Origin of the sequence: Shewanella benthica KT99 (genome assembly GCF_000172075.1) — a bacterium.
GTDB lineage: Bacteria > Pseudomonadota > Gammaproteobacteria > Enterobacterales > Shewanellaceae > Shewanella > Shewanella benthica_A.
In genome coordinates this window covers 1-23,790 of record NZ_ABIC01000046.1, presented here as the reverse complement: position 1 = coordinate 23,790, position 23,790 = coordinate 1, and the positions used below count along the sequence as shown (strand labels likewise).

The 23,790-nt window shown below is 45.2% G+C and carries 19 protein-coding genes and 3 tRNA genes; 11 read left to right on the top strand and 11 right to left on the bottom strand.

Translation table 11 applies throughout. From position 1 onward, the window contains the following. Window positions 1-150: 150 nt before the first annotated feature. From KT99_RS16645 to zwf, 4 genes are read right to left on the bottom strand one after another with little or no spacing between them, the layout of a single operon-like run. Window positions 151-801 (bottom strand): bifunctional 4-hydroxy-2-oxoglutarate aldolase/2-dehydro-3-deoxy-phosphogluconate aldolase, encoded by a 651-nt coding sequence (locus KT99_RS16645; protein WP_005502313.1) that lies wholly within the window; start codon window positions 799-801, stop codon window positions 151-153. A 15-nt stretch (window positions 802-816) separates the two neighbouring features. Then, on the bottom strand, window positions 817-2,643 hold the full coding sequence (gene edd / locus KT99_RS16640) for a phosphogluconate dehydratase (protein ID WP_005502312.1): 1,827 nt from the start codon (window positions 2,641-2,643) through the stop codon (window positions 817-819). A gap of 9 nt (window positions 2,644-2,652) precedes the next feature. After that, window positions 2,653-3,351, bottom strand: a complete 699-nt coding sequence (gene pgl / locus KT99_RS16635; RefSeq protein ID WP_005502311.1) for a 6-phosphogluconolactonase — start codon at window positions 3,349-3,351, stop codon at window positions 2,653-2,655. A gap of 12 nt (window positions 3,352-3,363) precedes the next feature. Continuing rightward, window positions 3,364-4,836: a glucose-6-phosphate dehydrogenase gene (gene zwf, locus KT99_RS16630; RefSeq protein ID WP_005502310.1), complete on the bottom strand. Its 1,473-nt coding sequence runs from the start codon at window positions 4,834-4,836 to the stop codon at window positions 3,364-3,366. A gap of 310 nt (window positions 4,837-5,146) precedes the next feature. Between zwf and KT99_RS16625 the strand changes: the two genes are divergently transcribed. Together KT99_RS16625 and pyk are read left to right on the top strand one after the other, a co-directional pair. After that, window positions 5,147-6,001 (top strand): MurR/RpiR family transcriptional regulator, encoded by an 855-nt coding sequence (locus tag KT99_RS16625; protein WP_005502309.1) that lies wholly within the window; start codon window positions 5,147-5,149, stop codon window positions 5,999-6,001. A gap of 186 nt (window positions 6,002-6,187) precedes the next feature. After that, window positions 6,188-7,627, top strand: a complete 1,440-nt coding sequence (gene pyk, locus KT99_RS16620; RefSeq protein WP_005502307.1) for a pyruvate kinase — start codon at window positions 6,188-6,190, stop codon at window positions 7,625-7,627. A gap of 71 nt (window positions 7,628-7,698) precedes the next feature. Here pyk and KT99_RS16615 read toward each other — a convergent pair whose 3' ends face one another. Both KT99_RS16615 and KT99_RS16610 read right to left on the bottom strand, forming a co-directional pair. Then, complete coding sequence (locus KT99_RS16615) at window positions 7,699-9,975, bottom strand: acyl-CoA dehydrogenase (protein ID WP_005502306.1); 2,277 nt, start codon at window positions 9,973-9,975, stop codon at window positions 7,699-7,701. Window positions 9,976-10,000: 25 nt separating this feature from the next. Next, entirely contained in the window at window positions 10,001-10,639 is a 639-nt protein-coding gene (locus KT99_RS16610) for a TetR/AcrR family transcriptional regulator (RefSeq protein WP_005502305.1), read from the bottom strand. A 195-nt stretch (window positions 10,640-10,834) separates the two neighbouring features. Between KT99_RS16610 and KT99_RS16605 the strand changes: the two genes are divergently transcribed. From KT99_RS16605 to KT99_RS16595, 3 genes are all read left to right on the top strand, one after another. Then, a complete protein-coding gene (locus KT99_RS16605) occupies window positions 10,835-12,673 on the top strand; it encodes a M2 family metallopeptidase (protein ID WP_005502304.1) in 1,839 nt (612 codons plus the stop codon). A gap of 201 nt (window positions 12,674-12,874) precedes the next feature. Beyond that, a complete protein-coding gene (locus KT99_RS16600) occupies window positions 12,875-13,450 on the top strand; it encodes a YybH family protein (RefSeq protein WP_040572132.1) in 576 nt (191 codons plus the stop codon). Further along, window positions 13,434-13,916, top strand: a complete 483-nt coding sequence (locus tag KT99_RS16595) for a YchJ family protein (RefSeq protein ID WP_005502302.1) — start codon at window positions 13,434-13,436, stop codon at window positions 13,914-13,916. The genes KT99_RS16600 and KT99_RS16595 overlap by 17 nt, the downstream gene beginning before the upstream one ends. 58 nt (window positions 13,917-13,974) lie before the next feature. On the opposite strand, the gene KT99_RS16590 is transcribed toward KT99_RS16595, so the two are convergent. The 3 genes from KT99_RS16590 to KT99_RS16580 form a co-directional block, all read right to left on the bottom strand. After that, complete coding sequence (locus KT99_RS16590) at window positions 13,975-16,143, bottom strand: sensor domain-containing phosphodiesterase (RefSeq protein WP_040572128.1); 2,169 nt, start codon at window positions 16,141-16,143, stop codon at window positions 13,975-13,977. A gap of 149 nt (window positions 16,144-16,292) precedes the next feature. Continuing rightward, window positions 16,293-16,580 (bottom strand): DUF406 family protein, encoded by a 288-nt coding sequence (locus KT99_RS16585; RefSeq protein WP_040572131.1) that lies wholly within the window; start codon window positions 16,578-16,580, stop codon window positions 16,293-16,295. A gap of 97 nt (window positions 16,581-16,677) precedes the next feature. Then, window positions 16,678-17,196 (bottom strand): VC2046/SO_2500 family protein, encoded by a 519-nt coding sequence (locus KT99_RS16580; protein WP_005502295.1) that lies wholly within the window; start codon window positions 17,194-17,196, stop codon window positions 16,678-16,680. Window positions 17,197-17,320: 124 nt separating this feature from the next. Here KT99_RS16580 and KT99_RS16575 point away from each other — a divergent pair. The 4 genes from KT99_RS16575 (at window position 17,321) to KT99_RS16560 (ending at window position 19,524) form a co-directional block, all read left to right on the top strand. Then, window positions 17,321-17,405 (top strand) — tRNA-Tyr (locus KT99_RS16575). Between the two features lie 26 nt (window positions 17,406-17,431). Next, window positions 17,432-17,516, top strand: a tRNA-Tyr gene (locus KT99_RS16570). A 93-nt stretch (window positions 17,517-17,609) separates the two neighbouring features. Beyond that, window positions 17,610-17,694 (top strand) — tRNA-Tyr (locus KT99_RS16565). A 768-nt stretch (window positions 17,695-18,462) separates the two neighbouring features. Then, entirely contained in the window at window positions 18,463-19,524 is a 1,062-nt protein-coding gene (locus KT99_RS16560) for a PLP-dependent cysteine synthase family protein (protein WP_005502293.1), read from the top strand. A 57-nt stretch (window positions 19,525-19,581) separates the two neighbouring features. On the opposite strand, the gene queE is transcribed toward KT99_RS16560, so the two are convergent. Beyond that, window positions 19,582-20,250: a 7-carboxy-7-deazaguanine synthase QueE gene (gene queE, locus KT99_RS16555; RefSeq protein WP_005502292.1), complete on the bottom strand. Its 669-nt coding sequence runs from the start codon at window positions 20,248-20,250 to the stop codon at window positions 19,582-19,584. Window positions 20,251-20,418: 168 nt separating this feature from the next. Here queE and queC point away from each other — a divergent pair, with 168 nt between their 5' ends. After that, a complete protein-coding gene (gene queC / locus KT99_RS16550; protein WP_005502291.1) occupies window positions 20,419-21,114 on the top strand; it encodes a 7-cyano-7-deazaguanine synthase QueC in 696 nt (231 codons plus the stop codon). Then, window positions 21,111-21,728 carry a rhombosortase gene (gene rrtA / locus KT99_RS16545; protein WP_005502289.1) on the top strand — a complete coding sequence of 206 codons (618 nt, stop codon included), beginning with the start codon at window positions 21,111-21,113 and terminating at the stop codon, window positions 21,726-21,728. Before queC ends, rrtA begins: the two co-directional genes overlap by 4 nt. Window positions 21,729-21,875: 147 nt before the next feature. On the opposite strand, the gene uvrB is transcribed toward rrtA, so the two are convergent. Then, window positions 21,876-23,790: excinuclease ABC subunit UvrB (gene uvrB, locus KT99_RS16540; RefSeq protein WP_005502288.1), on the bottom strand; the 1,915-nt coding region annotated here is incomplete at its 5' end.

Sequence of the window (23,790 nt, the reverse complement as noted above, 5' to 3'; positions counted from 1 at the left end):
ATTTTAACTTGTGAAGTACAACAATATTGTTTATTTCATTTGCATTAAGTATAAAAAAAGCTGCCATTTAGGCAGCCTTTCATCATTGATTTACACGCTAGGAATGAGCCTTTAGCTTATTTCTGCTATAAGCCACTAGTGGCTTATTATCTAGCTAGGCTTTATGCCGCTAATGGCTTCTTTACAGAGAGCGGTTATACGAGCCCAATCACCCTGCTCCATCGCATCCGTTGGCGCTATCCAGCTACCACCAATACAATCAACATTCTTAAGCGCCAGGTAATCACGGTAACTGCTCGGCGTGATCCCACCTGTCGGGCAGAAACGAATATCTGCAAGTGGACCAGAGAAGGCCTTGAGGGCATTGACTCCGCCCGATGCTTCGGCCGGGAAGAACTTGAAATTGGTATAACCAAATGACATACCCACCATCACTTCAGAGATACTGGCAACACCCGGTATCAAGGGAATACTCCCTGCCATTGCCGCTTTAAGTAGACTAGGTGTCGCACCGGGTGTGATAATAAATTGAGCACCTGCATCGACAGCTTGCTGTAGTTGTTCTTCATTTAAGATAGTGCCCGCACCGACAAGTGCATCAGGAACTTCCTTAGCAATTTTTGTGATAGCTTCTAGCGCACAAGGGGTGCGTAAGGTCACTTCCAGTACACTGATCCCACCGGCAACAAGCGCATTAGCCAATGGAACTGCATCTTCTATCTTATTGATCACCATGACAGGAACAATTGGACTACGTTTAAAAATATCTTGTGGTTGTAATGACCAGTTATTCTCAGGCATTATTTACTCTTCCTTTTAATAGATTTCATCGATGGCACTGGTACAGCGAGCACCCGTTTCAGGACTACTTAAATTTGATCTTAATGCACCGAATAATTCTCGGCCCATACCATAACTTGTTTTACGAAGCTCTACTTTTTCCGCCTCGCGCGTCGCCAATTCGGCGTCACTGACTAACAGAGTTAGCTCGCCAGTCAGCGCATCGACACGGATCATATCACCGGATTTCACCTTGGCTATCAAACCACCATCGAGTGCTTCTGGCGTCAGATGGATGGCAGCGGGGACTTTCCCCGAAGCACCAGACATACGACCGTCGGTCAATAGCGCAACCTTGAAACCGCGATCTTGAAGTGTGCCAAGTATTGGAGTGAGCTTATGTAACTCAGGCATACCAACAGCCTTAGGGCCCTGTCCCTTAACGACAACCACACAGTCCTTGTCGAGATCGCCGGCTTTAAAGATGGCTTCGAGTTTATTTTGATCATCGATGACAACGGCCGGAGCCTCTACCACTCTATGTTGCTCAGATACGGCCGACACCTTGATGACAGCTCGTCCTAAATTACCTTTTAACAGTTTCAAACCACCGTTGGCCTGGAAAGGCTGAGCGACCGAAGTCAATACTTCAGTGTCCAGACTCGTGACTTGACCTTCTACCCACTTGATTTCACCATCGATCAATCTAGGCTCTTGGGTATAACGACGAAGTCCATGACCGGCAACAGTGTTGACATCTTCATGGAGCATCCCTGCATCGAGTAGCTCTTTGATTAAGAAAGCCATGCCGCCGGCAGCGTGGAAATGGTTGATGTCCGCATGACCATTTGGATACACGCGGGCAATTAGGGGCACAGCATCTGATAGCTCTGAGAAATCATCCCAGTTGACTATGACTCCGGCGGCACGCGCCGCCGCAACAATATGTATGGTCAGGTTAGTCGAACCGCCTGTGGCCAGTAACGCGACGATGCCGTTCACGATGGATTTCTCGTTTACAAGCTCACCGATGGGCGAGTATTGCTTGCCCATCTCAGTCAGGCGACATACTTGCTTTGCAGCCGTTTTGCTTAATATTTCTCTTAATGGGTCGTCTGGATTGACAAACGAGGAGCCTGGCAACTGCAGTCCCATGACTTCAAGCATCAACTGGTTACTATTAGCCGTACCGTAGAAAGTACAAGTACCGGCACTGTGATAAGAGGCCGATTCAGCTTCGAGTAGCTCAGCTCTGTCTACCTGACCTTGAGCAAACTTCTGCCGAATACGCGCCTTCTCTTTATTGGGGATACCCGATTTCATCGGGCCGGCTGGCACGAATAACATAGGTAGATGGCCGAAACTGAGTGCGCCGATCAACAGACCAGGTACGATCTTATCGCAAATTCCCAGCAGTAAGGCACCATCGAACATATTATGCGACAAGCCTATTGCGGTGGACATGGCGATCACTTCGCGACTTAGAAGACTGAGTTCCATGCCGGGCTGGCCTTGAGTCACACCGTCACACATGGCTGGCACGCCAGCGGCAACCTGAGCCACGCTACCGACTTCGGCGCAAGCTTGCTTCAATAGATCCGGGTAGGTTTCATAGGGCTGGTGAGCCGAGAGCATGTCATTGAACGACGTGACTATGCCTATATTAGCCTTAGTTAAACCTTTAATTGATTGCTTATCATCGGGCTTACAGGCGGCAAATCCATGGGCCAAGTTACCACAACTCAAAGAGCTGCGATGAACACCCTTTTGTTTTGCTTCGTCGAGTGCCGCCAGGTATTTAGCCCGCGACACTTTACTGCGTTCGATAATCCTATCGGTGACAGCTTGTACAACTGCGTGCATAATAACTCCTTAAGTGCTCCAGTAAACGTCGACTGGTGTCTTATGTTGTGCCAATACGGCTCTGATTGGCATAGTGTTCGCGTCTTCATTTTCAAGCGCTTGACGATAAACAGCTAACTTCTGCTCACCAACGATATGTAGGTATATTTGACGACTGGCCAAGATCGCCGTTTTTGACAGAGACAGCCTCGGGTGAGGTGCTGAACCTGGGGTGACCGCCACGCATAACTGCTCCGTCGATAGCGCTTCTTCTATCTCCTTAGAGCATGGGAACCAGGAGCAAGTATGACCGTCATTACCCATCCCCAGCACGACAACATCGAATGGACTAGGGAAATTAGCCAGTTGTTCAATGGTCATTGCACAACCCTCTTCCGGTGAAGAGAACATATTTTTAAGACCGCGGAATTTGGCGGTCTGGGCCTTATTTTGTAACAGGTGAGTCCTGACCAACTTTTCATTAGAAGCATCGGAATCGATATCAACCCAACGCTCATCCGCCAAGGTGATGTACACCTCACTCCATTCAACATTCTTATGACTTAACAGTTGAAAGAGTTTTACCGGAGTCGAACCACCAGAAACAATCAGACTCGCCTGACCACGGTTATCCACCGCTTGCTGCAGTTGTTTCGCAATACGTTCCGCTAGCTGATTTTCCAATGAAGTCTTATCATCAAATGATTTAAACACACTTTCTTTAATCATGACTATATCCTCTTACTCATCCCAAGAACGTCCGTCTTTCGCTATCAAAGCCACTGATGCAACTGGGCCCCAACTGCCGGCAGGATAGGGTTTTGGTTTCTCGTTGCTATCTTCCCAAGCTTGAATGATTCCATCGACCCAAGTCCAGGCCTGCTCGACCTCATCACGACGCACAAATAACGCTTGATTACCCAACATAGCTTCGAGTAACAAGCGCTCATAAGCATCTGCGATACGCTCATTTTTAAAGGTTTCAGAGAAGCTTAAATCAAGTTTGGTCGTCTGTAGTCGCTGCTTTTGCTCCAGACCCGGAACCTTGTTCATCATCTGAATTTCGATACCTTCGTGAGGCTGAAGTCGAATGGTCAATTTATTTGGTGGTAGATTCCTATAGCTGGAACTATAAAGGTTATGTGGGGGATTCTTGAAATAAACCACAATTTCAGAACTCTTGGCTGGCATACGTTTACCAGTGCGAAGATAGAAAGGCACCCCAGCCCAACGCCAGTTATCGATATCAATCCTTAAGGCAACGAACGTCTCAGCATTAGACTGAGTATTTGCGCCCTCTTCTTCGAGGTAGCCGGGGACAGATGAACCTTGCAAAAATCCGGAAGTATATTGACCACGAACCGTATTCTCATAGATATTATCTGAATTGATAGGACGAAGTGATTTGAGCACTTTCACTTTTTCATCACGTATGCTGTCGGCATCTAAGTCTAATGGAGGGTCCATGGCGACCAGTGTCAGTACCTGCAACAGATGATTCTGGATCATGTCACGCATCTGACCCGCCTTATCGAAGTAACCCCAACGACCTTCGATACCTACCTCTTCGGCAACGGTGATCTGTACATGGTCTATACTGCGGTTATCCCATTTTGAGGCAAACAATGAATTGGCAAAACGCAATGCGATAAGATTTTGAACGGTTTCTTTACCTAGATAGTGATCGATACGGTAGATTTGATTTTCATTGAAGAAGGCAGAAACATTGTCGTTGATGATTTTAGAAGATTCGAGATCGTAACCTATGGGCTTTTCTAACACGACACGTGAATCGGGATAGATCAGGTTTTGCTCATTAAGACAGCGACAGATATCACCGAAGACAGCGGGTGGCGTGGCAAAATAACTGACCATCACCCTTTTCTCGGGCTCGAGTATGTCATGGAAAGCTTTGTAACCTTCAGACTCAGTAAAGTTAGTCCCTATATAATGGCATCGTTGTAAGAAGCGCTTAACAGTCTCCTCACAAAGCTCCTCTTTCACAAAAACATTCAAAGCCTTGTTGACTAGCTCTTTAAATTCTTCTTGAGTAAAGGCATCTTTCGCTACGCCAATCACTTTAGTGTCGACATTCAGTAGCCCAGCTTTGTCTAATTGATATAAAGAGGGAAATAATTTACGCCGCGCTAAATCACCTTTAGTACCAAATAATACAAAATCACAAGCTTTGGCTTCTGGTGTTGTTATGCCCATAGCTTCTCAACCTCCTATCTCACTGTGTTCAATCGAATCGATATGAATTCTACGTATTTGTTGTAATATAACAACAGAAAATGTTTTTTGCATCTTAATTTTGCAAAATAACGCCTAGTTAGTACACTAGGCATCTCACCCTATAATCTGGTATGCTTTTCGTGATTAATTTACTATATACACTAGACACTTTTAATCACAGCAAAGTTATAATCCGTCATACGGGTCAAGTTTCTCATTTCAGAAGCTTTCCAAAATGACAGAAAAGAAATAATAAAATTACATCTTTTTTTCGATTGGACATACGCATATGAATACCCTAGAAAAGGTCCAAAAAAGCCTCACCAATTTCAGTAAATCAGAGCGCAAAGTTGCAGAGGTTATTTTGGCTTCTCCGCAAACGGCGATCCACTCAAGTATCGCCACTCTTGCCAAGATGGCCGACGTGAGTGAGCCCACCGTTAACCGCTTCTGTCGTCGCTTAGACACCAAGGGCTTCCCGGACTTTAAACTCCACCTAGCTCAAAGTTTAGCTAATGGGACGCCCTATGTCAGCCGTCATGTGGAAGAAGATGACACTACTGATGCCTATACGACAAAAATATTCGAATCATCAATGGCTTCTCTCGACACTGCCAGGCAGAGCATAGATATCTGTGCCATCAATAAGGCTGTCGATATTCTGACCCAGGCTAAAAAGATCTCTTTCTTTGGTCTTGGTGCCTCGGCCTCTGTGGCCCATGATGCACAGAATAAGTTTTTTCGATTCAACGTACCCGTCATCTGTTTCGATGACGTTTTAATGCAACGGATGAGCTGTATCAACAGTGGAGAGGGTGACGTTTTCGTGCTTATCTCACATACAGGCAGAACCAAATCTATGATTGATATCGCCAGACTTGCCCGTGAAAATGGCGCAGCCGTCATAGGCATAACAACCCAACATTCACCACTATCGAATGAATGTACACTGCCACTGACAATGGAAGTGCCCGAAGATACGGATATGTACCTGCCCATGGCATCGCGCTTGGCACAGTTGGTCCTCATTGATGTATTAGCGACCGGCTTTACTTTACGCCGCGGCCCTCGCTTCAGAGAGAGTTTAAAGCGAGTCAAAGAGGTGTTAAAAGAATCAAGGATAGACAAAGATTCTCTCCTGTAACTGACTTTCTTTGGCCTCCACGGCAGTACAACTTTCTGTTTACTGCCTTTTTACGCTCCATTTTCAGTCTCAGTTCACAAAATCATTATATTGTTTTAGATCATTTTGTTTGTAAGTTTCCTACATAAAATCAAATCCTCTGTTAATATAGTGTCAGAATTTATTTAAAACTTAACGGAGTATGTCATGTTCCGCAGAACCAAAATTGTAACCACTTTGGGTCCCGCTACCGACCGCGATGATAACTTACGCCGCATCATAAAAGCTGGCGCTAATGTAGTTCGATTAAACTTCTCCCACGGCTCAGCTGAAGATCACATCAGACGTGCTAAAGATACACGCAGAATAGCCGCGGAACTCGGTGTTCATGTCGCTATTATGGGTGATCTTCAAGGTCCTAAAATTCGTGTTTCAACCTTTAAAGACAACAAAAAAGTTCAGCTAGACCTAGGTCAAAGCTTTGTCCTAGATGCTGATCTACCTAAGGGTGAAGGCGATGAGAATCACGTAGGTATCGACTATAAAGAGTTGCCAAACGATGTCAGTAACGGTGATATTCTTATGTTAGACGATGGCCGTGTACAGCTAAGGGTCGAACGTATTGAAGACAATAAGGTACACACTATAGTCACCGTTGCCGGACCATTATCGAATAACAAGGGTATCAATAAGCAAGGTGGTGGTCTATCTGCAGCAGCGCTAACCGAGAAAGATAAGCGCGATATTATTACCGCTGCCGAAATTCAAGTTGATTACCTTGCCGTTTCTTTCCCTCGTACCGGTGCAGATCTTGATTATGCACGTGAACTCGCCCTTAAAGCCGGCTGTAAGGCACTTATTGTGTCTAAAGTTGAACGCGCGGAAGCGGTTGCGACAGACGAAGCTATGGATGATGTGATCAGAGCATCCGACATTGTCATGGTAGCCCGTGGTGATCTCGGTGTCGAAATTGGTGACCCTGCACTCGTTGCCGTACAGAAGAAACTCATCAGCCGAGCGCGCCAGCTTAACAAGAGCGTGATCACGGCGACTCAGATGATGGAGTCTATGATCACCAGCCCAATGCCAACTCGTGCTGAAGTCATGGATGTGGCTAACGCGGTGCTCGATGGTACAGATGCTGTGATGTTATCGGCAGAAACTGCGGCGGGTGACTTCCCGGAAGAAACCGTCAAGGCGATGGCTGAAGTCTGTCTCGGTGCAGAATTACACCCAAGTGTACAAATATCTAAACATAGACTCGATCAAAGTTTCGATTCTATTGAAGAAACTATCGCGCTATCGACCATGTATGCGGCAAACCACCTTAAAGGTATCAAGGCTATTGTTGCGTTAACTGAGTCCGGTGCGACTCCTCAATTGATGTCTCGTATCAGCTCAGCTTTGCCTATTTTTGCTTTATCACGCCATGAAGTGACATTAGCCAAGATGGCCGTATATCGCGGTGTACAAGCAGTACATTTCGACTCTAGCAATTTTAGTCCCGAAGACGTAGCTCGTAAAGCATTGGAAACACTAACGGCTGCTGGTTACCTCAAGAGCGGTGACATGGTGCTGATGACTAAAGGTGATTCGATGGAAACGATTGGCGGAACCAATACCTGTAAAGTGTTGATCGTCGCATAATCTCTCCTCCTTCAGCAAAAGGGCACGCAAAAGCGTGCCCTTTTTTGTTTTTAGGCTAGTATTCGATGCAATTACAATGAACTGAAATCATCGACATTGATTGCAGCCAGCCTCAGTTTATCGGCAGCAAGTACCGACTCCAATTCAACCGCATCGATAACTTGTGTCTCATGGGCGAGTTGAAATAGAGGCAGATTACTCATCTTCTTAGGTAAAGCCCCGCTTCTCTGGGCCGTTTTGATCTTCTTATGGATCTGCTTACAGTTAAACTGTGCGATAAAAGCGGCTTCAACTTCGGCAATACCACTGGTATCCCCCTCGAATTCTGGACATAAGAAGGTAATACGATCCCGTGCCGGTCCAGGCTTTAACATGCCTTGAACCAGATCGATGGCCATCTTGTCAGTCACACCTTTAAAATGGTTGCCCAGAGGGAATATCAGTGCTCTCATCACCCAAGCAACTAGACGGTTAGGAAAATTACGTAGTACACCTTCCAAAGCTTTCGCCGCTTTATGTAATCGAGTCGCCATCACATAGCGCACCGCAGGAAGATCATCATGCTGACGACCGTTATCTTCGAACATTTTCAGGGTGGCAGAGCCTAAATAGAGCTCACTGAGCACATCCCCCATCCTGGCCGATAACATCTCTTTTCGCTTTAGATCCCCCCCCATGATCAACATAGAGACATCGGTCATAAAGGCTAACGCCGATGAGAGTCTCGACATATCTTTATAATATTGCTGTGTCTCACCACTCACCGGAGTCGGATTAAAACGACTGGCCGTTAACGCACAAAACACCGAACTGAATGCATTACGGGCCGCATAGCCGATATGATTGAGTAAAAGCGAGTCGAAGCGTTCCAATGCGGCCTCATTGTCGTCCATCGCCGCAGTTTCCATTTCAGCAAGCACGTATGGATGGCAACGAGTCGCCCCCTGACCGAATATCATCAGGCTGCGAGTCAGAATATTCGCCCCTTCAACCGTAATTGAGATGGGGTTCGCCATATAAGGGTGACCCAGATAGTTTTTCGGGCCGAGTTGAATCCCCTTACCCGATTGAATATCCATGGCATCATTAAGCACATCACGGCTCATCTCCGTCATATGATATTTTGCAATCGCCGTCACTACCGATGGCTTCACTTTCAGATCGATACCCGTTGTCGTCAGGCGTCTCGCCGCTTCTAACTGGTAGGTATTCGCTATGATGCGTGCAAGCGCCTCTTGCACACCTTCAAAATTACCAATAGAAAGGCCAAACTGATGCCTGACATAGCTATAGGCTGTGGTTGTTTTCGTCGCCGTGTGACCAGAGGCCGTCGCCAGTGCAGGTAATGATATTCCCCGCCCTGCAGATAAGCATTCCACCAACATGCGCCAACCACGGCCAGCATATTGAGGTCCACCTATGATCCAATCCAAAGGAATGAAGACATCTTCCCCTTGAGTGGTGCCATTCATGAATGCCATGTTGAGCGGGTTATGTCTCTGCCCTATCTTCACACCAGCGTGATCTGTAGGGATCAGGGCGCAGGTGATCCCCAGGGCCTCTTTATCACCTAACAAGGCGTCAGGGTCACGCATCTGGAAGGCCAGACCAAGTACTGTCGCCACAGGGGCTAAGGTGATATAGCGCTTATCCCAGTTAAGTTTAAGGCCCAGAACCTCTTCGCCTTCAAACTCCTGACGACAGACGATACCTTCATCGGGAATCGCACCGGCGTCGGATCCAGCCTCAGGTCCCGTCAGGGCAAAACAGGGTATAGCTTCACCACTGGCCAGTTTAGGTAACCAGTGCTCTCTCTGTTCCTGTGTACCGTAATGGGTGAGCAGTTCGCCTGGACCTAAAGAGTTAGGCACCATCACAGTAACAGCAGCACTGACGCTGCGACTGGCGAGCTTACTGACTATGGTCGAGTTAGCATAAGCAGAGAAGGCTTTGCCGCCATACTGCTTAGGAATGATCAAGGCGAAGAAACCTTCATCCTTAAAATATTGCCAAAGTTCAGGTGGCAGATCTTTGCGTTTTTGTACTATGTCATAATCATCGATCATAGTCAGCGCAGTCACTACCTGATTGTCGAGAAAGGCTTGTTCTTCTGCAGTGAGCGTAGGCTTGCCATAACTATGTAAAATTTCCCAGTTGGGTTTACCTCTGAAAAGCTCACCTTCCCACCAAACATCGCCGGCCTCCATGGCTTCCTTCTCTGTATCGGATAAAGGCGGGAGGACCTGCTTAAAAAAAGAAAAGACAGGACGCGTGACCAACTGCATCCTGATATTTTTGACACCAAAGAGCACAATAATAATCAAGAGTGCAAGTATAAACAGAGTCATGATTTTACCTTTTGTTCTATTGAGGCTAAGCCGTTACCGGAACCGCCACACCTGCTGAAATATAAGGAATAACTTTACGTATAACGGCTTCGATATCATTATGTTCACCGAAATCAGCAGCCGCGATTTCTGTTAATGCATCCGCCGAGGCCATGGTGAAGACCACAGTGCCTAAGGTAAAGTGTAAGCGCCAAAACATCTCCGCGGGAGGAATATGAGGCGCACTGTCGACCACCGCTTTTACAAATTGAGTGAGATGGTCACCGTAATGCGTGGTGATAAACCACATGAGATGCCCGTGACTCTCGATATAGCCTCTGCCAAGTAGTTGTAAGAAGGTACGGGTACCCTCCGACCTTAGTTGATTTAGGTCTAACAAAGGTTTGACTAAGGTTGAAAAAATATCATTAAGCGATGCATCTTTGTTAGAGCTCTGTAGACTCACTATTTCAGACGAGGCTGCAGGCATAAAAACATCGAGATAACGCGCTAAAACAGCCCGTATTAACTCTTTTTTTGAACCAAAATGATAATTTACTGAAGCAAGATTGACTTCAGCCTTACTGGTGATCAGACGTAAGGAGGTTTCTGAAAAGCCCCTCTCTGCAAATAACTTTTCTGCAGCATCCAGTATTCTTGTTTTTGTATCGGATCGATTTACCATTCCGTGACCTTAACTCTATTTTAAACACTCGTTTAAATTAAACATTGGTTCACATTTTGTCAAACAAAATTATTGGTCAATTGCAGGCTACAGCTAGATTTACACTCAATTCCTGTTCTTTTTCTCCCTTCTACTTTTAAATCGTTGGTTTTTGGTTAAAATACTCAACACAAAAACAACAAAGGAACTGAATTAATGTCACTTTCTAAGCCACAGTTTTCCCGTCTTTCGCTGGTTATTGCGCTTTCACTGGGAATATCCGCCTGTAATTCCTCTCAAAATGATGGAAATCACGCAGATTTATCTACAACAGAAGAGGTTGAGCAATTTCTAAAACAATCTGAGCAGATATTGAGTGAGCTGTCAGTCGAGATTAATCGCGCCGAATGGATTTATAGTAACTTCATTACCGACGATACGGCGGCCCTGTCAGCGTCTGCGGCTGAAAAACTCACCGCTACCTCAGTCAGGCTAGCGACTCAAGCCGCTCAGTATAGCAATTTAGCACTGGATGATGCCAGTCTGCGTAAACTCAATATATTACGCCGCTCATTGATCCTTCCCGCCCCACTCGATCCGGCAAAAAATGCCGAACTCGCCAGGATAAGTTCACAACTCAATGGATTATACGGCAAGGGAAAATATTGTTTCGATGACGGCCGCTGTTTAACTCAACCCGAACTGTCAGCCATCATGGCAGAGTCCAGCGACCCAAAATTATTGCTCGAAGTATGGAAAGGTTGGCGTGAAATCGCTAAGCCCATGCGTCCTCTATTTGAGCGTGAGGTGGAATTAGCCAATGAAGGTGCCAAAGATCTTGGCTACGAAAATTTATCGGTATTATGGCGCAGCCAATATGACATGAAGCCCGATGAGTTCTCCAATGAATTAGACAGGCTATGGGGCCAAATTAAACCCCTCTATGATTCATTGCACTGTTATGTCCGTGGCGAGCTCAATAAAGCCTATGGCGATGACGTCGTACCGGCCAATGGACCTATTCCGGCTCACCTGCTGGGTAATATGTGGGCGCAAAGTTGGGGCAATGTCTACGATAAAGTCTCGCCTCAGGATGCAGATCCTGGCTATGATGTCACTCAGCTGCTTGCCGAGCATGGCTATGATGAAATCAAGATGGTTAAACAAGCCGAAAGCTTCTTCAGTTCACTGGGTTTCGATCCGCTACCCGATTCATTCTGGGAGCGCTCATTATTCGTCCAACCAAAAGATCGTGATGTGGTGTGTCATGCATCTGCTTGGGATCTGGATAACCTGGATGATATACGCATAAAAATGTGCATTCAGAAAACAGCGGAAGATTTTACCGTTATCCATCATGAGCTAGGTCACAACTATTATCAACGTGCCTATAAAAATCAGCCATTTATCTTCAAAAATAGTGCAAATGACGGTTTTCATGAGGCGATTGGTGACACGATTGCGTTATCTATCACTCCGAGTTATCTGCAACAAATAGGTCTACTCGATGAAGTCCCGGATGCGTCCAAGGATATCGGCCTGTTACTCAAGCAAGCATTAGATAAAGTCGCCTTTATGCCATTTGGCTTGATGATCGATCAGTGGCGCTGGAAAGTGTTCAGCGGCGAAATAACACCGGAGCAGTACAATCAAGCCTGGTGGGATCTCAGAGAGAAGTATCAAGGAGTCAAGGCTCCCATCGAGAGAAGTGAAGACGACTTCGATCCTGGCGCTAAATACCATGTACCGGGCAATGTGCCTTATACACGTTATTTCCTGGCTCACATTTTACAGTTCCAATTCCACAAGTCGCTGTGTGAGACAGCTGGTGATACAGGTCCGGTACACAGATGCAGCATTTATGGCAATAAAGCCGCTGGCAGCAAACTCAATACCATGCTGGAGATGGGACTAAGCCGCCCATGGCCGGAGGCCTTAGAAGTGGTTACCGGTAGCTCAGAGATGGATGCCAGTGCCGTGCTCGATTACTTTGCCCCGTTACAAGTGTGGTTAAATGAGCAAAACACTCAGGCTCACCGCCAATGTGGATGGTGATGCTATTAAGCCAATAGGAATTAAAAACGATAATCATTTAACTTAATGACATAAACGATTTAGGGCGCTTTAATACAGCGCCCTTTTTCCAATAGAAACCCACGCTCGCCTCCACTCGACACACTTTGTTAAGAACTAAAACTTTAGATGTTCAAGGTCATCTATTATAGTGACATCAGTAATGGTGGATTTGAAACATTTATGTCATTAATAAAAGTGATCTTAGTGGGTCTATTCTCTTTGCTGTACATGATACAGCCGGCGATAGCGCAGTCAGAAGACAATAAAGCCATTAATCAATTATATACCCAGTTTGCACTGGCATTTAATCAACTAGATGCAGGAATAGTTGAAAATATCTATGCTGAAGATGCCTGCTATGTCCCTGAAAATCAAAGTAAGGGCGTTACCATGGGCCGTGACAACATCATAGCGGTTTATAAGACGTTTTTTGGTAAGATTAAACACAAACAAGCCCGTATCGAAGTCGACTTTAGAGTAGTAAAGCGTCAAATAGAAACCAATAACGCGACAGATGTAGGCTACTACCTGATCCGATTTCACCCCGCTGAAGATGCCGAAGAACCTATCAGTGAGTTTGCGGGGAAATTCGTCAATGTATCCAGAAAGAATGCCGATGGAAAATGGTATCTGACCGTCGACACCAACAACCGTTCAGAAACGCCATTTTACTACAATGCAAAACCCTCCCCGGAACTGTATTATGGCCGTCAATTTTCACCACTAACTGCCGAGCTCCATGTCGAACAAGACTAACATTGCCTGCCCTTGTGGTATGAACACCCAACACAGCCCGCTTTTATATGACACTTGCTGTGGACCATTGCATGCTAACGCCCTAAAGGCAGCCAGTCCTGAGCAATTGATGCGCAGCCGCTACACGGCGTTCGTCATGAAGCTGTATGACTATTTAATAGCGACTCATCATCCCGAATACTTACATGGCCTCACAGCCAGCACACTAGCCCAAAGCCCGGAAATTCACTGGTTAACACTGCAAATTATCTCCTCATCAATCACTGACTTACAAGGACAAGTTGAATTTCAAGCTTGGTATAAAGATGAAACAGGTATAGATGCGATTCACGAGCGCTCAGAGTTCCAGTGTATCGAAGGAGACTGGCTTTATACTCAGGGAGAGCAGTTCGACGCCATTTTCCCTAAACGTAACCAAGCTTGCCTTTGTGGTAGTGGTAAGAAATTTAAGCAGTGTTGCCTATAAGCGTCAACTTTGATGTTTCAAGCACAACACTTAAACAACAGATAGATGAGCTGGTCTTTTAATGAACCATCCCTGGATTAGATTTAAATAAAAACTGATTAAAATCGGACTCTCTCAAGGCAGGACTGTAAAGAAACCCTTGAGCCTGATGACATCTATGTTCCGATAAGAAGTCTTCTTGCTCCTTAGTCTCTACTCCCTCAGCTGTTATGGATATATTCAGCGCCGAAGCCATCGCTATGATGGCACTGACAATCTCACGACTCTCTTTGCTTACGGTCAGATCTGAAATAAACGAACGGTCAATTTTAAGCTTACTGATGGGAAACTGTTTTAGATAACGCATCGAACTGTAACCGGTACCAAAGTCATCGATAGCCAAGCCTACACCGAGTTCAGAGAGCTCAATACATAGCTTAGTCGCATAATCTATGTCTTCCATCAGTTCTGTCTCTGTGATCTCCAAAATCAGCGAGCCGGGTTGAAGTCGATAACGCGACATCAAGTTCCACACCTGTTTGAAAAGATTATCGCTGAAGAACTGCCGAGCAGACACATTCACATGCATAGAGATATTTACTTGATGATGTTGCCACAAATTAAGTTGCCTGCACGCGGCTTCCAACACCCAAGCTCCAATGGCATTTATCAAGCCGGTTTGCTCGGCAATATGAATAAAAGCCCCCGGATACAGCACTCCCTTCTTAGGGTGGTGCCAACGAATCAAGGCCTCGGCACCAATATATTTTTTACTCTTAAGGTCTTTAATGGGTTGATAGTAAAGCTCGAACTCTCTGCCTCTCAGTGCAGTTTTCAGATCACGCTCTATCTGTGTGTCTTCTTTGAAACTGTTGAGTAAGGCATTATTAAACACTTGAACCTTATCAGTCTGTTTTTTCTTCGCGTATTGCAGCGCGATATCGGCACAGGCTAAGGGAACGAAACTGTCCCCGACAGACTCAATATCTACAATAGCCAAAGCCGGTTTAGGTTGGATCTGTTCACGGCCTATGATGACAGGCAGAATCAGCTGACTGTATAATCTGGCGATAATGTAGTCCATATCCATTTGATTCAGCATGGGAAGAATAATCGCAAACTCATCACTGCCAACCCTAGCAAGTTGTTCGGTTTTATTGACATGAGCGAAATGCTTCAGGCGTCGGGCCATTTCGATCAGTAATGCATCACCACTTTTATGACCATAGGTATCATTGAAACGTTTGAAACCACAGAGGTCAATAAGGATCAGTTGCCCCGATTGACAGTGCTCTAACTCTTTATTGAAATAACTGCGGTTATACAGCCCAGTCAAACCACAACGCCAGGCTAAATGCTCTAATTTAGCCTGATACTGCTTTTCTTCTGAGATATCATCAGCTTTAACCAGAGCGTAATGATTACCTCGTTCGGTAATAAACTGTTTAATTGAATACCTAAGCCAGTATTGCCTGCCATCTTCTCGTACAATGAGACTCTCTCCCTTAGCCACTGAGCCCATTGACACCTTTTCTAAGACAAAATTAGCCTGTTCCGGGTTTTGTTTAAAAAAATTGAGTCGTTTAAATGACTGCCCTATGATTTGATGTTTAGGGATACCCGAGATAAACTCATGAGCTTGGTTTACATATTCGACTAAATCTGTTTTCAAGTTAATCAACATACTCATCTGCTCTGATTCTTCATCGGCACTGAGCAGCAAGGTGAGTCTCTCATCTTTCTCATAAGCGTTGTGCGTCGCCAGAGTCAGCGCGAGTTGATCGGCCACATGTGTCGCAATATGAATTTCACTATCGGTCCAAGAGGCCGCAAATGTTCTTTCAAGATACAAGATACCTTCGAGGTGACCGTTAATTCTTATGGCGACATCCAGGGAAGACATGATGCCTTTAGGCTTGAAATAGACATCAGCAATCTCTGTGACTCTAAGATCCTGATCCACATCGCTTACATCTAGCAAACACTTGTTTTTGAGTTCAGTAATATAATCGGGACAATCTGAGGGGGTGGGACGTGAATAAATAGCAGGCAGCAAGGGGCCATAATTAGCAATCGAGCTAATTTGGTCCTCTTGACAAGAGAGCATACAGACACCCACATAGGTGACAGCAAGCTGCTGACACAATAATTCTGTCGCCAACTCAGCCGTTTTCTGAAAATCACCTGCTTGTTTTTCTGTAGAGTTAACGATGCACTCTAATAAATCTTGATACTCACGCATCTTCACGAATATCCCTAAAAAGTAAGCAAGATTGCCCACTCAAAGCTACATATAATGATGATTAATGTATTAAAACTTATTGAAACTATTGTTGGTATTACTATTTTCGATTTAGCCTACACACAATATTACATTTGAGCAATAAGGGGGTAATGCTAAATCGAATTTTCTAATTGAAAAATCATTTTTTCTGCACTAAAAGCAAAATCAATCGTTAGGCTAATGCCTGACTCTACACTGATTAATTCGACGCTGACATTATCAAACCTGGCTTGAACTTTATCTCGTAATAACTCTGATTCACTCTGGGCCTCTGCCCCGCTAAAGTTGACGACCAATTGCCTATCGTGTTCATCGATCACCGCGCCAATATCGGCATAACTACCACAATCATTACAGGTATCGTTAACTAGCCTAGATTGTGCATTCTGAATATTCTTCATGGAACATTTTTCTCGTAAATAAACATAATTTAACATTATACGCCAATGTCATTGAGGCATTGTCAGATACCTCAAACTTCAACAATAAAAACGCAGGCTAACAGGTTGCAATGATTCGACTCATCTGTCTTTGCTGAGAAAGAATATCAACAAAATGAGGGGATTCGAGACCTGTTGAATAGCCATAGTCCAGATCCAAGTCATTCGATTTTGACCTGATGAATTTGTCTCGTGTTAAGAGATCACAATTTGTCAGCACCTCTTGCATCTCCACGGGTTCATTTCCTCGGGTAACCATAGCTTCGGCTTGGATAGCTTGGGCCAATTGAAAGGCGCGAGCACCGCCCTCTCTAAATACACGACTATGTTCTACCGGCGAGCTAACCACTGACAGATCGGCAATTAACTGCTGAGGTTTTGCGATATCAAACTTTGTTCGCAGTAGATCATCACTGTCTTTACCCAGCTGTTCAGTTTGAAATTGAGCCATATCACGAACATCGGTAGATAACAGGGCCAATAAAAGAGCAAATTCTCCCCGACGACCATTATCTATCGCATGATTAAGCCTAGTGCCTAATTGTGACTCATTTACTAATACTGAACCAGATCGCATAAAAAAACATCACCAAATCAATTCGTTGATAGTTAATCGACCGCTTAAAGCAGAACTTTAGCTTTTTTTCAAATAGAGGCTTTACACGCTTGTAGTTTGTGACTACTATTGCCGCCGCAATTGAGGAGGGGTTCCCGAGTGGCCAAAGGGATCAGACTGTAAATCTGACGGCTCAGCCTTCGAAGGTTCGAATCCTTCTCCCTCCACCATTTGCACTAAAGAAATAAAGATATCCGGAGGGGTTCCCGAGTGGCCAAAGGGATCAGACTGTAAATCTGACGGCTCAGCCTTCGAAGGTTCGAATCCTTCTCCCTCCACCATCTTTATTCAGTGAGTTTAAACGTGTAAAAGCTGATTTTTTCCTGCAGTGATGGCTCGCCGTAGAATGATATTCAGTCAGAAGAGAACAATGTGGAGGGGTTCCCGAGTGGCCAAAGGGATCAGACTGTAAATCTGACGGCTCAGCCTTCGAAGGTTCGAATCCTTCTCCCTCCACCACTTCTCTTATAAACCGCCTATCTCACCTGTACATCCCCCTTGGTTATCTCAGCTCCATTGGTATATTTCCCCACTTATAGCCCATATCTACCTACGTCTATCGTCTACAGCCTAATACCATTCCGAGTAAGTATCTGATCATTCAGCGGGAGTTCAAAGCACTGTAGGCAAGGTCTATATTTGCTCCTCGGTAACTGCTCCTGCGTTACTCTACCTCCTATATCCCTATAGTCGTGCAATATAGACATTCACCACATCCATGTGGCTTGCGGATGTTTGAAGCTAATAGTTATTCTCGGCAACAAGCTCCTGCGTTGCTCTCGATAATTGCTCCTGCATTATTCTACCTTCACCCGTCCATGGGCTCGTACCTCCTGCATCTGACCTCCATGGTCTTAAGCGTTCCATACGCTTTCAAGACATTTCCCATATCCCTATGGGTCAGGGAAATGTCTTATTTTGTATGGAACAAAATAGACCATGCAGTCGTATATCGAAAACATTCAACGTAGCATAAAGGGCTTTGCCCTTTACTTTAAACATCAGCCGCACTGCGTGAGGCTCTCAGTGTTTCCACTTCTGCGTTACATTGACTTAAAAGGGAATAACCATTTCCTCATCAATGTGCCTTGAATTGAAAAAACTGAGAGTCTCTGAACTGACTAGATACTTATATGGAATGGTATAAGATTCAACTTTCACGATTTATTCAATTTAGTTATCATCGACTGCATTCCGTTATATTCACCTTCAACAATCAGAGGCAGCATGGCATCTTCTTGGATAAATCAGGCAATCGCAATCATAGACGCTGATTATCAGCGTAGTGCTGACACACATTTAATTAAGTTAGATCTCCCGATACTGACAGGTATCGATATCTACCTGAAAGATGAAAGCACCCATCCAACAGGAAGCTTGAAGCATAGACTGGCTCGTTCACTCTTCCTTTATGCATTATGTAATGGTTGGATCAGCGAAGGGACCACAGTCATAGAATCCTCATCGGGCAGCACGGCGATATCTGAAGCCTATTTTGCCCGTCTATTGGGCTTACCCTTTATCGCAGTAATGCCTCGCACCACCGCGAAGAAAAAAGTGCAACAAATCGAATTCTATGGTGGCCGATGTCATTTTGTCGATCATTCCAATGAGATCTACGCAGAATCAGAACGTTTAGCCAGTGAATTGAAGGGCCATTACATGGATCAATTTACCTATGCTGAACGGGCGACGGATTGGCGAGGCAATAACAATATTGCTAATTCTATCTTTGAGCAGATGAACAAGGAGCCCCACCCTATACCCAAGTGGATTGTGATGAGTCCAGGTACTGGTGGCACATCGGCGACGATCGGGCGTTATATCCGTTATCAACAACTCGATACGCAACTGTGTGTAGTCGATCCTGACAACTCGGTTTTCTATGAATACTACACCAACGGCGACAACTCGATCACATCGGTCAACGGCAGTAAGATTGAAGGCATAGGCAGACCCCGCGTCGAGCCTTCTTTCATACCTGGGGTTATCGATCATATGGAGAAGATACCTGACACAGCGTCAGTGGCAACCATCTACTGGTTAGAGAAGCTGATCGGCCGTAAAGCCGGAGCATCGACCGGAACCAACCTTTATGGGGTATTACAGATAGCATCCAGGATGCATGCTAAGGGCGAAACAGGCTCACTAGTCACTCTATTATGTGATTCAGGCGAACGTTACCTGGACACTTACTACAACCCTGAATGGATTAAGGAAAACATAGGTGATCACAGCGAGTTTGACAAAAAGCTCAAGAATTTTGATATGACAGGCAAGCTAGCTTAACTCATTTTCCCTTTAGCCGAATGAATTAGCTCACTCGGCTGTAGGGCTATGGCGGTATTAATCTATATTGAGGTATTTATGCGTCTGTATCGATAAACGCCAGTTACGCTCGATACAGATTTTCATTGCCAGCTCTGTGGCACGAGGTTTCTGACTAATGGGTTGCAGGCAGATTATTTTACCCTCGACTTCGATCCCCTCGAGCAGTTCATCCAAATCATCAATATGTTTGGACCTGGCTACCGGATGCTTAATCTCATCGGCTCGCTCGAGTGCCTGAGTCAATACAGTCATGCCCGCTTTCATATTCACCTTAGGGGACACTGTGACCCAAGTCTTATCTGAACAGGTCACCTCGAATGTACCACTGGTCTCAATTTGAGTCCCATAACCTTGGCGGTTTAATTGTGATGTTAATTCTGTCAGATCGTGGATGCATGGCTCTCCGCCCGTGATCACAACATGCTTAGCATTGAACCCTTTGCGTATAAAAAAGTTAATCAGTTCTTCAGCAGTCAATTCCGACCAGCGACCTATCACTCCATCAACCTGGATCACCAATTCAGGGGCGACTCGATTTTTCTCAAGAACATCCCATGTATGTTTAGTATCACACCATGAACACCCAACCGGGCAACCCTGAAGCCTGACAAAGATGGCAGCTACGCCGGTAAAAACACCTTCCCCCTGGATGGTCTCAAAAACTTCATTCACTGGATACTTCATGATCTACCTCTACAAGGATGGCCGGCATTTATAGTGTATTTTTTGTTTGCAGGCAAGTTTTAACATCACTCAAAAGCGAGTAAAAAGCCGATATTCGTACAAGTGATATTATACAAGTGAGGGTCTGTCAGTTAAAATGATGACAATTTAACTACTTGAGTGATCATTATGTCAAAAGCAGTCATCGTTTTTAGTGGTGGACAAGATTCAACAACCTGTTTAATCCAAGCACTCGAGCAATATGATGAAGTCCACGGTATCACCTTCGATTATGGACAACGTCATAGTCAGGAAATTGAAGTCGCTAAGGAACTGGGTAAACGTCTTGATTTAGCGAGTCATAAAGTTCTGGATGTAACCATGTTAAACGAGCTAGCCATCTCGGCATTAACCCGAGACGATATCGCCGTCTCGAACACGCTCATGGACAATGGTTTACCCAATACTTTTGTGCCGGGTCGTAATATCTTGTTTCTCACTTTAGCCGGAATTTTTGCCTATCAACTGGGTGCGGAGGCTGTGATAACCGGCGTATGTGAAACGGACTATTCAGGCTATCCCGATTGTCGTGATGATTTTGTCAAGGCGATGGCATCGGCGCTCGTTCAGGGAATGGACCGACAGCTTGAACTTGTTACTCCTTTGATGTGGCTAAATAAGGCCGAAACCTGGGCACTTGCCGATAAGTATAATAGCCTGGACTTAGTCCGAGATGAGACCTTGACCTGTTATAACGATATCATAGGATCAGGCTGTGGCACCTGTCCGGCTTGCTTATTAAGACAAACAGGATTAGATGATTACTTGAATAACAAGGCGCAAGTACAGTTAGATTTAGCCGCAAAAATAGCGCCGAAACCATGACGCTTATCGCCCCCACAAAAATCAGGCAGTGGTTATCTTCGAGTTATTGCCTACTCACTCTGATCACTATCCTATGCATAGGGCTCTATTGGTTAAACTTGGCTGACTCCCTCGCTTATAGAAGAGTAGAGATAGGTGACGGCGAGTATTGGCGACTACTGAGCGGCAACTTGCTTCATACCAATATCTGGCATTTACTCATGAATCTGGTGGGCCTCTGGGTCATAGTGCTGCTCCACCACAGCCATTATCGTTTATTGCTGTTCACTTCGCTCTTCGGACTCTGTTGTCTACTTCAAGGCATAGGTCTATACCTATTTTATCCAGGGTTGATCGGATATGTAGGCCTGAGTGGCATGCTGCATGGATTGTTTACCTATGGCGCGATAAAAGACATTACCACAGGATTAAAGTCAGGTTACCTATTGTTGTTTGGTGTCATCATCAAAGTTGCTTATGAGCAGGTTTATGGTGCCAGTCAGGAGGTCACTGAGATGATAGGTGCAAGAGTCGCGACAGAGGCACATCTGGTTGGCGTTATCAGCGGCATAATCATCTTCTTCATACTTTACGCTATCAGCGCTTTGCGAAGGCTAGGTGCAGACACAGGGTAGACAAGCCTGTTGATAGCTTTGAGCATTGAATGTGTAGCAAAAGAAAGCAGCAATACCGGTCAGAGTATTGCTGCTTAATGCTAAGTTCTATTATCAAGCTTTAACCATGCCATCTCTACATCAAGCTTAACCATGTCATCTCTATTATTAAGCTTTAATAAAGGCATCTCTGAGCTTCAGCACCTGATCCCTGACCGCCGCGGCTTGTTCAAACTCTAAGTTCTTCGCATGTTCATGCATCTGCTTCTCAAGCGCATCGATTTGATGGCTTATACTTGCCGCATCCTGGACGACATACTTAGCCCTATTTTCTGCAACATTAAGACTGCTGTAATCCCCTAATATCCCCTTGTCTCTCTCGCCCACATCCATCACATCGGTAATTTTTTTCACGACTCCTGTAGGCGTTATACCGTTATCGAGATTATATTGATGCTGCATTTTACGCCGCCGATCCGTTTCCCCCATGGCTGCCGCCATGGATTTAGTGATGCGGTCTGCATACAATATGACCTTGCCATTAATATTTCGGGCAGCGCGGCCCATAGTCTGAATTAACGAACGTTCGGAACGTAAGAAGCCCTCTTTATCAGCATCGAGAATACACACCAGGGAGACTTCCGGCATATCCAAGCCTTCACGCAGTAAGTTAATGCCAACCAGGACATCGAAGACGCCCAAACGAAGATCTCGAATAATCTCTACTCTTTCAACCGTATCTATATCTGAGTGCAGATACCTGACCTTGATGCCATGTTCGTCTAGATATTCACTTAAGTCTTCCGACATGCGTTTTGTGAGTGTCGTGACCAACACCCGCTCATTGACCTTAATCCTTTTGCCTATCTGAGAAAGCAGATCATCGATCTGAGTCCCCACGGGTCTGACTTCGACTTCAGGATCCAGTAAGCCAGTAGGTCTAACCACTTGCTCGGCAATCTCTCCATCGCACTTATCGATCTCATATTGACTCGGAGTCGCGGAAACAAAAATCGTTTGAGGCATCAAATCTTCAAACTCTTCAAACTTAAGCGGACGGTTATCGAGCGCAGAAGGTAGGCGGAAACCATATTCCACCAGATTTAACTTTCTGGAGCGGTCACCTTTATACATGGCACCAATTTGAGGCACTGTGACATGAGATTCATCGATGATCAGCAAGCCATCATCGGGTAAATAGTCCAGCAATGTCGGCGGTCCCTTTCCGGTGGCTCTGCCGGATAGGTAGCGTGAATAGTTTTCTATACCTGAGCAATAACCTAATTCCACCATCATTTCCAGGTCGTATTGAACTCGCTCAGATATTCGCTGGGCTTCTACTAATTTATTATTGTCCAGTAATTGCTGCTTGCGCTCTATGAGCTCCTTTTTTATCTCTTCTGTAGCGGCTACAATTTTTTCTCTGGGAGTCACATAATGGCTCTTGGGGTACACAGATATTCTGGCGATACGCTTTATGATACGGCCAGTGAGAGGATCGAACATGCTTAACCGCTCAATCTCGTCATCAAAAAGCTCTACACGTATCGCATGCTTATCAGAATCTGCCGGAAATATATCAATCACTTCCCCCCGGACTCGAAAAGTACCACGTTCTAACGAAATGTCGTTACGTGTGTATTGGAGTTCGCTGAGACGCAAGAGAATATCCCTTTGCCCCATGAAGTCACCCTGCCTAAGATGTAACAACATCTTCAAATAAGATTTGGGGTCACCTAGACCATAAATAGCAGATACCGAAGCGATTAAGACCACATCCTTTCGCTCTAGGAGCGCTTTCGTTGCAGAAAGACGCATCTGTTCGATATGTGCATTCACCGACGCATCTTTCTCTATGAAGGTGTTGGTGGAGGGGACGTAGGCCTCGGGTTGATAATAATCATAGTAAGAGACAAAATATTCTACAGCATTGTGCGGGAAAAATTCTTTCATCTCTCCGTACAGCTGCGCCGCCAACGTTTTGTTCGGGGCCATAATGATCGTAGGCCTACCTATCTGTTTGATAACATTGGCAATAGTAAATGTTTTACCTGAACCAGTAACCCCAAGTAGAGTTGGTGCT